The 11,726-nt window shown below is 73.3% G+C and carries 11 protein-coding genes; 2 read left to right on the forward strand and 9 right to left on the reverse strand.

Annotated elements, in window-relative coordinates; translation table 11 throughout:
- Positions 1–35: 35 nt before the first annotated feature.
- A complete protein-coding gene (locus IEY98_RS13160) occupies positions 36–449 on the forward strand; it encodes a MerR family transcriptional regulator (RefSeq protein ID WP_189210709.1) in 414 nt (137 codons plus the stop codon).
- Here IEY98_RS13160 and IEY98_RS13165 read toward each other — a convergent pair.
- From IEY98_RS13165 to IEY98_RS13190, 6 genes are all read right to left on the reverse strand, one after another.
- Positions 400–924, reverse strand: coding sequence for a class I SAM-dependent methyltransferase (locus IEY98_RS13165; protein ID WP_189210710.1), 525 nt, complete (start codon positions 922–924; stop codon positions 400–402). The genes IEY98_RS13160 and IEY98_RS13165 overlap by 50 nt on opposite strands.
- 43 nt (positions 925–967) lie before the next feature.
- The gene (locus tag IEY98_RS13170; protein ID WP_229786876.1) at positions 968–1,510 is read right to left on the reverse strand and encodes a GNAT family N-acetyltransferase; all 543 of its coding nucleotides are present in this window, start codon (positions 1,508–1,510) and stop codon (positions 968–970) included.
- A gap of 41 nt (positions 1,511–1,551) precedes the next feature.
- Positions 1,552–2,394, reverse strand: coding sequence for a spermidine synthase (locus tag IEY98_RS13175; RefSeq protein WP_189210711.1), 843 nt, complete (start codon positions 2,392–2,394; stop codon positions 1,552–1,554).
- A 42-nt stretch (positions 2,395–2,436) separates the two neighbouring features.
- A complete protein-coding gene (locus IEY98_RS13180; RefSeq protein ID WP_189210712.1) occupies positions 2,437–3,615 on the reverse strand; it encodes a PucR family transcriptional regulator in 1,179 nt (392 codons plus the stop codon).
- Positions 3,616–3,793: 178 nt separating this feature from the next.
- Positions 3,794–4,648, reverse strand: a complete 855-nt coding sequence (locus IEY98_RS13185) for an alpha/beta hydrolase family protein (protein ID WP_229786877.1) — start codon at positions 4,646–4,648, stop codon at positions 3,794–3,796.
- Between the two features lie 78 nt (positions 4,649–4,726).
- Positions 4,727–5,053: a hypothetical protein gene (locus IEY98_RS13190; RefSeq protein WP_189210713.1), complete on the reverse strand. Its 327-nt coding sequence runs from the start codon at positions 5,051–5,053 to the stop codon at positions 4,727–4,729.
- Positions 5,054–6,895: 1,842 nt separating this feature from the next.
- Here IEY98_RS13190 and IEY98_RS33115 point away from each other — a divergent pair.
- On the forward strand, positions 6,896–8,134 hold the full coding sequence (locus IEY98_RS33115; RefSeq protein WP_189210714.1) for a LuxR family transcriptional regulator: 1,239 nt from the start codon (positions 6,896–6,898) through the stop codon (positions 8,132–8,134).
- Between the two features lie 635 nt (positions 8,135–8,769).
- Here the strand turns inward: IEY98_RS33115 and IEY98_RS13200 are convergent.
- From IEY98_RS13200 to IEY98_RS13210, 3 genes are all read right to left on the reverse strand, one after another.
- Positions 8,770–9,513, reverse strand: coding sequence for an SDR family oxidoreductase (locus tag IEY98_RS13200; protein ID WP_189210715.1), 744 nt, complete (start codon positions 9,511–9,513; stop codon positions 8,770–8,772).
- A gap of 2 nt (positions 9,514–9,515) precedes the next feature.
- The gene (locus IEY98_RS13205; RefSeq protein WP_189210716.1) at positions 9,516–11,063 is read right to left on the reverse strand and encodes a class I adenylate-forming enzyme family protein; all 1,548 of its coding nucleotides are present in this window, start codon (positions 11,061–11,063) and stop codon (positions 9,516–9,518) included.
- Between the two features lie 66 nt (positions 11,064–11,129).
- The gene (locus tag IEY98_RS13210) at positions 11,130–11,711 is read right to left on the reverse strand and encodes a TetR/AcrR family transcriptional regulator (protein ID WP_229786878.1); all 582 of its coding nucleotides are present in this window, start codon (positions 11,709–11,711) and stop codon (positions 11,130–11,132) included.
- Between the last annotated feature and the right edge of the window lie 15 nt (positions 11,712–11,726).

An 11,726-nucleotide genomic window follows, 5' to 3' on the forward strand; every position in this document is an offset into this window, starting at 1 on the left:
GGAACGCCGGACTCGGTCTTCACGTTGACGTGAACATGACGATCGGAGAGCTGGCGGCGCGGTTCGGGCTGGCCACCCACGTGCTGCGGCACTGGGAGGAGATGGGCCTGCTGTCCCCGGCCCGCCGCGCCAACGGCAGGCGCGTCTACGACGAGAGCCACGTGACGACGGTGGCGGTCATCCGCATCGGCAAGGACAGCGGGCTGTCGCTGGAGCAGATCCGGACCCTGCTGGCGCGGCCGGGCTCGCGCCGCGCGGTGCTCGACGAGCACCGCGCGGCGCTGCGGGCCAGGATCGCGGCGCTGCGGGCGTCGCTGGAACTGCTCGACCACGCCGCCGAGTGCCCGGCGGAGGACTTCCGCACCTGCCCGGACTTCACCGCGAAGGTCGACGCCTACGTCAGCTCGCCGCCAGCCGGGCGAACGCCAGCCGCACCGGCGTTCGGGTGACCTGCCCGAACTCCGCGCGCATGGCGGCGGCCGCCGCGCCCATCCTGACGAAGCGGAAGTCGTAGGCGAGCAGCCGCCCGCCCGGGCGCAGCACCCGGCGGGCCTCGGCGGCGGCCTTGGCGTGGTCGACCCAGTGGTGCAGCGACAGCGACGACACCAGCAGGTCGACCGACGCGTCCGGGAACGGCAGGTCCTCGGCGGACCCGGTGGCGAAGGACAGCCGCTCGGCCAGGCCCTCGGCGTCGGCCGCCGCCCGGGCGATGGCGACCATGTCCGGCGACGGGTCGACGCCGTGCAGGACGCCGCCGGTCCCCGTCATGCGGTGCAGCAGCAGGCCGGGCCCGGTGCCCACGTCGACGACGACGGCGCCGGGCCGGACGGGGATGTCTGCGGCGATCAGCCGGTACACCCCGCGCAGCATCCCGGTCGCGCGGCGGTGGTAGGTCTCGCTGGCGGTCTTGCCCCAGACGGTCATCGGTGGTCTCCCTTTCCTGTGGGTCGACCACCACCGTGCTTCTTCAGGTCGACATGAAGTCAAGCGTCATCGACACGCCCGCGAGCGCGACGCCGTCCGGCATCGGGATGGCGGTGCGCTCCACCTCGCGGAACCCGTACGCCCGGTACAGCGGCACGCCGGGCAGGGTGGCCATGAGCACGAACGACCGGAAGCCCTCCGCCCGCGCCGCCGCCACGCACGCGTCGAGGATCGCCCGCGCCAGCCCGCGGCGGGTCCAGTCGCGGTGCACGAACATCGCCCGCACCCGCGCGGGCTCGGTCGCCGGGTCGAGCACCCGGTCGTCCCCCGGCTGCGCCCCGGACCCGGTGTAGACCTTCCCGCGCTTGCTCCACCCGCCACACGCCACGACCCGCCCGTCGACCTCGTGGACGAAGTACGTGCCGTCCCCGATGAGCACGGTGTCCGGCTCGGTCAGGTACACCGCCGCACTCGCCGTCTCCCGCTCGTCGTGGAACCGGGGAAACAACTCCTCCACCGACCCCCGCATCAACTCGGCGATCCGCGGAACGTCATCAAGGCGCGCTTTGCGCAGTTCGGGAACCACGCGGCGACGATATCCATGCGGCCTGCGGCGCCGCGCGGGGATTACGCCCGGCCGAGCAGTCCCCACGGCGGTGTCGGCGACGGCATGGTGTCGCCGTCGGCGAGGGGGCGGGCGTCGCCGGTGAACTCGGGGATGTGGTCGCCTGCCAGGCAGCGGGCCGGGAACGGGGCGGCGGCGGCGCGGGCGGCGACGCCGGGGGTCGGGAGCGGGGTCGCCGACGCGGCGAAGGCCAGGTTGCCGTAGCGGCGGCCGCGCAGGACGCCGGGCTCGGCCAGCAGCAGGACGTGCTCGAACACCGCCGACAGGGTGGCCGCGACGCGCCTGCCGAACATCAGGCCGGGGCCGTCGGAGACGTTCAGCAGGTACATCCCGGTCGCGGTCAGCACGCGGGCCACGGCGCGGGTGAACTCGATCGTGGCCAGGCCGCCGGGCACGGACGCGCGCTCGAAGGCGTCCAGCACGACGAGGTCGGCGACGTCGTCGGCCAGGCCCTCGACGTACTCGCGCCCGTCGCCCACCGTGATCCGCACGCCGGGGATGTCCAGGCCGAGGTGCTCGCTCACGAACTCGACCAGCTCGCCGTCGGCGTCCACGACGCGCTGGGCGGAGCCGGGGCGGGTGGCGGCGAGGTAGCGCGGCAGGGTGCACGCCCCGCCGCCGATGTGGACCGCGGCCAGCGGCGCGGACGGCGGCGCGGCCAGGTCGACGACGTCGCCGAGCCTGCGCACGTAGTCGAACTCCAGGTGCCCGGGATCGTGGAGATCCACATAGGACTGGGCGACGCCGTCGACGGTGAGCAGCCAGCCGCCGGGGTGGTCGAGGTCGGCGAGCAGTTCCGCGGCGCCGAAGCGCACGCGCGCCCGCCCTGGCCGTGCCTCGCCCATGCCGCCCCCCGTTGTCCGCCGCCGACGGAGGGTAGCCCAGAACTAGCGTCCCTTGCGCAGTGCCCGCAGCCGCAGCACCGCCTCGGCCTCGAACCGGAAGTCCGGGTCGGCCAGCCGCTCGCCGAAGACGTCGTCGAGCTGGCGGAGCCGGTAGCGGGCGGTCTGCGGGTGGATGCCCAGCTCGGTGGCGATCTCCGGGGCGGAGCGGCCCCAGGAGCCGAGCAGGGCGTGGAAGGTCTCCTCCAGCCGGGCCGCCTTGCCCGCGCCGAGGTCGGCGAGCCGGTCGACGCCGCGTCTGGCCAGCAGCGCGCCCAGCGGCTCGCCCGCCAGCAGGAACAGGTCGAGCAGGTGGTCCTCGGCGACGATGACGCGCTGCGAGCGCGGCAGGGTGCGCAGGGCCAGCCGGGCGCAGTAGCGCGACAGCCACGTCTCGGCCAGCGGCAGCGCGGGCCCGATCGCCGCGCGCGTCCCGGCGACCAGCGCCGACGCCGCCGCCGTCCCGGACTCGGGGACGATGGCGGTCAGCTCGCCCGTGCGCTCCAGCAGCAGCACGTCATCGGCGAAGCGGAACCGGCCGGTCGCCGGGTCGTCGACGACCAGGCAGGCGACCCGGTTCGGCAGCGGCCAGCGGGCGCGGGCGGCCAGCTCCACCGTCGACGGCCCGGTGTCCGGCGGGTCGCGGCGGACCAGCCGCTCGGCCAGCACGCGGCGGCGCTGCGCCGGGTCGTCGGCGCCGCGCGCCTTGGCCTCGGCGTAGCCCTTGGCCGACTCGTTGGCGAGGTGGTCTATGTGCACGAGCACCGCGTCGCTCAGGCTCAGCACGGTGGTCATCGGCAGCGCGGCGGCCTGGGCGATCTGGGCGTAGCGGCGGCAGGCGACCCGGGCGCCGACGCGGTAGGCGGCCTGCAGGTCGTCGAGGTCGCGGCCGTTGCGGTACTCCGTGCGGCCCAGCCTGCGGAAGAACTCGACGTCCTCCGGCGACGGGCCCACCGGGTTCTCGATGAGGGCGACGAACTGGACGATCGCCCTGCGCACCGCGGCGAAGACGTCCCGGCCGACGTCGGTGTTGGGCGCGGCGCGGTAGCCCCCGACCTCCAGCCGGATCGTCTCGACCATCTCGGCGGCGATGGCGTCGATCCTCGGCCGCAGCGCGCGGGCCGCGGCCGCCGGGATGTTGCGCCAGGGTCCGTAATCCTCACGCGTCCGTAGAGCTGTGGCCACGGCGATCACCCCCGCGAATCAATGACAAACGCGCACTGACCCTTGGAAGTTACGAGAGAGTCAACTAGGCGTCAACGATCCTTGAGATCGCAAGCAAAGTTGTTGCCCCCGGCGGAGAAAACACTCACGAACGGCCGAACGCCCGGACCGGGACACGGTCCGGGCGTCCGGGGTCGGGTCAGGCGTGCGGGCAGCTGGCCCGGTACTCCTGGATGGCCCGGTCGTCGGGGGCCGGGCAGAGGAACTGGTCGTAGCGGGTGTCGTTGTCGATGAACCGCTTCAGCCAGGAGACCATGTACTTGGCCATGGTGGTGTTCGGCGACTGCGGGAAGAAGTGGCCCTCGCCGTCGAGCTCCATGTACGCCTTCTCGCGGGCGTTGCTCAGCGACTGGTAGAACGGTTCGGCGTGCGAGCCCACCGAGGCGATGGTGTCGGTCTCGCCGCCGATGATGAAGGTGGGCGTGCGCACCTCGGGCCAGGTCTTGTCGCCGTTCCACGGCGCGATCGGCACGGCGGCCTTGAGGCTGGTGCGGTCCTTGGTCGCCTCCAGCGAGCCGCCCCCGCCCATCGAGTGCCCGGCAACGCCCAGGCGCGAGGCGTCGATCCGGGAGCGGACCGAGCTGCGCTGCGTCAGGTAGTCCAGGGCGGCCAGCAGCTGGTCGCCCCGGGACGCGGGCTGGTCATAGCGGGAGTTCGTGTCGATGATCATGACCACGAAGCCGTGCGAGGCCAGGCGCGGGCCCAGCCAGGCCAGGCTGGACTGGTCGGCGGTGAAGCCCGGCGAGACGGTGATGGCCCCGAACGTGCCCTCCGCCGTGGTCGTCGGGTAGTAGATGGTGCCGCCGCCGAAGCCGGTGACCGACCAGGACGAGACCCGGTCCTCTGCGGTGGCGAACGGGCCGCGGGAGGCCTCGATCAGGGACTCGGTCGGGTCGGGGCCCCGCTCGTAGGGGTTGTCCGCGGCGTGGGCTGGGCCCACGGCGACGCTGCCGACCAGGGCGAGTCCGGCTAGCACAGGGATGACTCGGCGCACGGCGTCGTACTCCTTCGTCAGTGGGGGAGGAACGCATCCGACTCTGGCAACCGGGGGCGGCGGCGCGCATCGGCGAAATCACCGGTTGTGAAACATTCGGCAATGTTGTTTCATCGAGTGATGCACGGCCGCGCGGACGTCATGGCCCGCCTCTCCACCCTGGCGACCGGCCGGGGCGGCGCGGTGGTGCTCACGGGCCCGCCGGGCATCGGCCGCAGCGCCCTGCTGGCCGCCACCGCCCGGCTGGCGCGGGGCCCGGTGGCGCGGGTGGCGGGCGTGGAGTCCGAACGCGACATCGAGGGCGCGGGCCTGGACCGGTTGGGCGTCGAGGACTTCACGGGCGTGGTGTGCCTGGTCGACGACGTCGACCTGCTGGACCAGTCCACTGTGGATGTCCTGATGCATCACGCCCTGCGGTGTTCTTCCCTTGGGGCGGTGTTAGTTTTCGCGGGCACGGCACCACTTCCGGGCGTGGACGTGATCGAACTGTCCCCACTGGACGACGACAGCGCGGACCAACTGCTGGCGGACACCGCCCCTCTCCCCGCCGACGTCCGCGGCGCCCTCGTGGAGATCGCCCGGGGCGTCCCCGGCCACCTGCTGGAACTGGCCCGCGCGGTCGACCCCCGAGACCCAGTGGTGACAGCGGCCCTCTCCGGCCCCTACGGAACAGAGATCGCCCGCGCCTACGACAACCACCCCCCGGACGCCCGCCTGGCGATACTCCACGCCGCCTGCGGCGGCCAGGTCCGACCTCCAGCCACAGCGGTGCGCGCAGGCCTCCTCACCCCCGACGGCCGATCCCCCTCCCCCACCACGGCCGCAACCATCCGCACCCACGCGGGCCCCCACGCCTGCCGCGCCGCGTGGGCGGCTCTGGCGGAGCTGGAGCGAGACCCGGCGAAGGCCCTGTGCCACCGCGCACTGGCCGCCCCCGGCGCGGTCACAGCCACAGCCCTAGCCGAAGCCGCCCGCCGCGCGGACCCACCCACAGTCTCCCGCGCCCTACGCCAGGCAGCCGCCCTGACGACGGACCCGACCGCCCGCGCCCGCCACCTCCTCGACGCCGCCCACGCCGCCTGGTCCTCCGGCCGCCCCGCCCGCGCGAAGGCCGACCTCACCCACCTGACCGCCCCACTCCCCACCGCGGAACCGACACACCCTCAGGCGACCACCGATCTCACACTCGCGTCAGCCGAGCCAAGTCCGCGCCACGGCTCCGCTCCCCCGACCACCCCGTGCGCCCACAACACCCAACCACTGGCGGACGCGGCAGCACCTCCCAACGCTGACCCGGCTGTCCACGTGCCCACGGCGTGCCCCACCTGCATGCGCGCAACCGACCACGCCCACGCCAGCGAACCGACCACCGCCAGCCACCCCCGGCCGCAGGCTCACCCGACGAACACGCCAACCCACGACCAACCCACCCGCGCCAGCCACCCCCAGCCGCAAACTCGCCCAACGAACACGCCAACCCACCACGACCAACCCACCCGCGCCAGCCACCCCCAGCCGCAAACTCGCCCAACGAGCACACCAACCCACGACCAACCCACCCGCGCCAGCCACCCCCAGCCGCAAACTCGCCCAACGAGCACACCAACCCACGACCAAGCGACCCGCGCCAGCTACCCCCAGCCGCAGACCCACCCAACGAACACACCCACCCACCACGACCAACCCACCTGCGCCAGCCAGGCCCGGCCGCAGACTCATCCGACGGACCCACCAACCCACCACGACCCGACCTGCGCCAGCCACGCCCAACCCCACACCCACCCAACAGACCCACCAAGCCACCACAACCCGACCTGCGCTGGCCATCCGCGCCGGGGTCAGGCGTGTCCCGCCTGCGCAGCCGCGACCGGCCCCGCTCGGCAGGGCAACCTGGCCAGCGTCCACGCTTGTCTCGACTCGACTGCGCCCGAACCAGCCCCGCGTGGCAAGTCCGGCATTGGGGGCGAGGCAGCGGGCGCACCGGCATGGGTCGTATCCCGGACAGCGGCCAGCTCAGCCCGGCGCGGTGGCGGCGTTGGTCAGGTGGCGGTTGCCGAGCGGGTGGGTTCCGAGTCTGTGGCCATCGACCCTGCGCTTGTGGGGGAGGCGGCGGTGTTGCGGGGGGAGATCGAGCTGCGGGACGGGGATCCGGCGATCGCAGCGCATGAGTTGGTGGTGGCGGCCGGGTTGCTTGTCGATGCTCGGAGTCGGGCCGTCGCGCTCATGTTGGCCGGGGAGGCGCGGCGGATGGCTGGGGACGTGGGTGGGCTTGCGGAGCTGGCGCGAGAGTTGGCGGTCCTTGGGGCGGCCGAGCCGTTGGCGGCGGCGCATGGGGCGGGGCTGGCGGCCACCTTCGCGGGGAAGCACGGAGCGGCGCGGACGCCGTTGCGGCATGCGGTGGCGTTGGGCGGGCGGACGCGTGATCCGCGCAGGCTGGTGTGGGCGGGCGAGGTGGCGTTGACGTTGGGGCAGGTGGACCTGGCCTACGAGTACGCCACCGCGGCCGTCGCGCGGGCGCGGGGCGGGGCGTTGCTGCCGACGGCGCTGGCGCACTTGGCCGTCGTCGCCCTCGCCGCCGATCGAGTGGCGGTGGCGGTGCGGGCGGCTACCGAGGGGCGGGCGGCGGTGGGGCAGCGCAACGTCGTCGCGGAGCACACGGTGTTGTTGGCGTTGGCGGCCGTGTCGCTCGGTGACCGCGACACCGCCTTGGCACGATTGGACGAGGCCGCCCCGCGCATCGCCTCGCGCGGGTTGGGACGCCCGGCGGCATACGCGGCGTGGACGCGCGCGTGCGTCGACCTGATCGACGACCGCCCGGATGACGCGCTGTGTCGACTGCGGACGATGGCGACAGGGGTCGGGCGGGCGCACCCGGGCATCCGCGCGCTGGCCGTCCCGCAGCTGGTGGAGGCCGCCGTCCGCTGCGGCGAGCCCGACCTGGCCGCCCGCGCCCTGTCCCGCTTCGACGCGTGGGCGTCGAGCCTGCGCGGACCGAGCTGGCGGGCCCTCTCCCACCGCTGCCACGCCCTCCTCGGGCGCACCCCGCACACCCACTTCGACCGCGCGATCGCCCTCCACCGGCAGGCGGGCGCGACCCTCGAACTGGCCAGGACACACCTCCTCTACGCCCACCACCTCCGCCGCGACCGCCAACCGACCGCCGCGCGCGGGCACCTACGGGAAGCCCTACACCTCTTCCACCTCCACGGCGCGACCTACTGGGAAGACCGTGTCCGCACCGAGCTCCGCGCCGCCACCCCCACCCCCGCCGTAGGCACCCTGACCCCCCAGCAATCCCAAATCGCCCGCCTGGTCGCCGACGGCGAAACCAACCGCGAAATAGCCCGCCGCCTGGTCCTCAGCCCCCGCACCGTCGACCACCACCTTCGCAACATCTACACCCGCCTGGGCATCCGCTCCCGCACCGAACTGGCCAGACTCGTAGCCTCCACCGAAGCCCCCCACCCCCTGGCCGCCTCCGTGTGATTCCAGATGATCGGAACATATGATCCGACCATCTGGATGATGCAATCAACTGAAATCAGGATGGGCCGAGGGCGGGCGAAGCGGACACGGTCGCGCCGGAGGACGGGGAAACCATCCCAGATGGCGCCGCTGCCGGGGACGGCACGGCTGGCGGCGACTGGCGAGGACGGCGCGGCCAGCGGGGACCGCGCGGCGGGACGGTGCGCCCGGCAGAAACCGCCCGGCGGGACGGTGCGGCCGGCAGAAACCGCGCGACGGGACGGTGCGCCTGGCGGGGACGGTGCGGCTTCGGGGAGGGTGTGGCTGGCGGGGAACGGCGGCTGGTCAAGGCGGCTTCGGCGGGGAGGAAAAGCGACGGGCGCGGTGGCCACAGCGAATACGCGGTGATCAACGCGACGGATCGGCTAGGGCGCAGCGCACTCCGGTCAGGTGTCCACAGGGTGGAAGCCGCAGCGCGGACGTAGCACCGGTCAGGACAGCGGAGTGACAGCTGGCTGGCGATCATGATCGAGCCGAGGCACGGGCAAACTGATCGGCACCAACGGGTTCTTGCTGGTCGCGGTGCACTGCGGCAGCCAGGAGGGCGGCGGCACAGCGTTCACGGCGAGCCTCACCGTGCGACTCCAGGAAGCGGCTTAGCGGCGAAAGCCCGACTCCGACGCGCGTTGAAGGCGGTTCATGCCTGCCAGCCACCGGTCCGGTTCTGTGGCTCGGCGGTGGTAGTACTCCGCCACCTCCGGATGAGGCAGCACCAGGAAACTGTCTCCCGCCAAAGCCTCCATCACCACGTCCACCACCTCCTCCGGCGTGATCGCCGACTCCAACAGCGGCCCCTCCGTCAACATCGGCGTCAAGACCCCCTGCGGACACAGCGCCTGGACAGTCACGCCGCGATGGGCATACGTCGCGCGCAGCCACTCCGCGTACGCCAGGGCCGCGTGCTTGGTCACCGCGTAAGGCGCGTTCCCCAACAGGGTCAGCAGGCCCGCCGCCGACACCGTGGACAGGAAGCGACCCCGGCCCCGCTCCAGCCAGTGCGGCAGCACGGCCTCGGCCGCGTGCACATGAGACGTGACGTTCACCCGCCACGCCGTCTCCCAGTCGGCTGTGGCGACCCCTGCGTTCGCGCAGAAAAGGTCCACACCGCCCAGCCGCTCCCCCACCGCCACCAGGGAGGCGACGAACTCCGCGTCCGCGGCGTCCCCGGGGTGCGACACCGCCCCGATCGACGCCGCCACCGCGTCGGCGGCGGACGGGTTCAGGTCGTTCACCACCACCCGCGCGCCCGCGCTCGCAAGACGCGTGCACAGTGCCGCGCCGATCCCCGAGCCACCGCCCGTGACCACCGCGACCGCGCCGCGCACATCCAGTCCGGCCATGGTCAGTCCAGCTGCGCGCGGAGTTCGCGCTTGAGGATCTTGCCCGCCGCGGAGACGGGGATGGTCGAGACGAACCGGATCTCGCGGAGCCGTTTGTACGCCACCACCTGCCGGTTCACGTCATCCAGCACGTCGGACTCGCGCACCCCCGCCCGCGCGGGCACGACGAAGGCCACCGGCAGCTCGCCCACCGCCGGGTCGGGACGCCCCACCACCGCGCCCGCCGCGACATCCGGGTGCGCGGCCAGCAGCTCCTCCAGCTCCCGCGGATAGACGTTGTACCCCTTGTAGAGCAGCATGTCCTTGAGTCGGTCCACGATGGACAGATAGCCATCCGCGTCGAGGATCCCGATGTCGCCGGTGCGCAGCCAGCCGTCGGTCAGGACATCGGCCGTCGCGTCGGGCCGACCGTGGTAGCCGGTCATCACCTGCGGCCCCCGGATCCACACCTCGCCGCGCTCCCCCGTCGCGACCGGGCCGTCGCCGTCCAAAGACATGATCCGCACCGTCGTGTCGAACAGCGGCAGCCCGACAGCCCCGGGCTTGTGCGTGCCGGACCGGTGGGTCGGCGTCATCGTCGCGCCCATGGTGACCTCGGTGAGCCCGTACCCCTCGGCGATGACCGCCTCGGGGGCCAGCGCGCGCAGCCGTTCGATCATCTCCAGCGGCATCGGCGCCGCGCCCGAGGTGATCAGCCGCACCGACGACAGGTCCGTGCGCACGATGTCCGGACACGCCAGCAGCGCCGCGAACAGCGCGGGCGCGCCGCCCATCGACGTGATGCGCAGCCGTTCGGCGTCGGCGAGGTACGCGGCCGGGTCGAGGCGGTCGTGCAGGACGGTGGTGGTGCCGGTGAGCAGCAGGACGTTGAGCCCGGCGATGGTGCCCATGGCATGGAACCACGGCGTCAGGTTCACCACGACGGCCTCGCCGAGCGGCGTGACCCACTCCTCGGGCGACCCGACCTGGTCGAGGGTGAGCCCGCCGTCGGTGTCGACGTCCGGCAGCGATCCGCTCGCCCAGCAGGCGTACTGCAGCGAGTTCACCACGACGTTGCGGTGCGGCAGGCACACGCCCTTGGAGTCGCCGGTCGTGCCGCCGGTGTAGGCCAGGTGGGCCAGGCCGGTGGCGGGCGGGTCGATCGGGCCGTCGGAGTGCCCGTCGCAGATGCGCGGCACGTCGGCGGCGTGGATGGTGCGCACCGCGTCGGCGTCGGCTATCTGCGCGGCGGCCGCCGCCTCGGGCAACAGCGGGTTGACCGGCACGAACGTCGCTCCGGCCAGCAGCGTGCCGTAATAGGCGACGGGGAACTCCAGGCAGTTCGGCATCCGCAGGGCGACCCGGTCGCCGGGCCGGACCCCGCCCGCGAGCAGGCCGCGGGCGAAGCGGGCGGCGCGGCTGCCCAGCTCGGCGAAGGTGATGGTCTCCCCGGCGCGGATGAACGCGGGCCGGTCACCCCAGCGGTTGGCGGCGCCGAGCGCGATGGCGCCCGCGCCCACCTCCGGGTAGTCCAGCGACCGGGGCAGTCCGGGCGGCCAGTTGCTCGACATCGAGCCTCCCCAATGGACAGTGCGGCGACGGGGGTCGACTCCGATGAAACACCACAGGCGAGTGTTTCACAACCCCCGATCGACCAACCGGCCGATCAGCGTGCCCACCGCGGCCAGGTCGGGGCTGCGGGAGGCCAGCACGTCGGAGTACAGGAACGTCTCGCCGAGCCGGACGATCGCGTAGGCCAGGGTCTTCACGTCCACGACCGGCACGAAGCCGCCCGCGTCGACGTCGCGGTCGAGCAGGTCGACGTACGACTGGATGACCCGGGGCTGCACCCGTCCGGCGGGGTCGGTGAGCACCCGGATGGCGGCGACGGGCTCCTCGTCCAGCAGCATCCGCATGCCCTGGTGCCCGGCGATCGCCTCCCGGTACCAGGCCATGATCCACAGGCAGCGCAGCCCGTCGTCGGGATCGCGCACGGCGTCGCCGTGCATGGCGTGCCAGCGCTTGTCCGCCGCGCGCATCGTCTTGTCCGACAGCAGCCACAGCGCCTCGCCGAGCAGGTCCTCCCGGTTGCCCACGCGCCGGAACAGCGTCGTGCGCGAGATGCCGAGCTCGGCGGCGAGCGCGCTCATGTCCAGCCGCGCGCCCTGGTTCACCAGCCGGGCGGCCATGCGCACGATCTCGGAGGGGTGTGCGTTCACGCCGTGAGCCTATGG

The organism is Actinokineospora fastidiosa (assembly GCF_014648415.1).
Taxonomy (GTDB): domain Bacteria; phylum Actinomycetota; class Actinomycetes; order Mycobacteriales; family Pseudonocardiaceae; genus Actinokineospora; species Actinokineospora fastidiosa.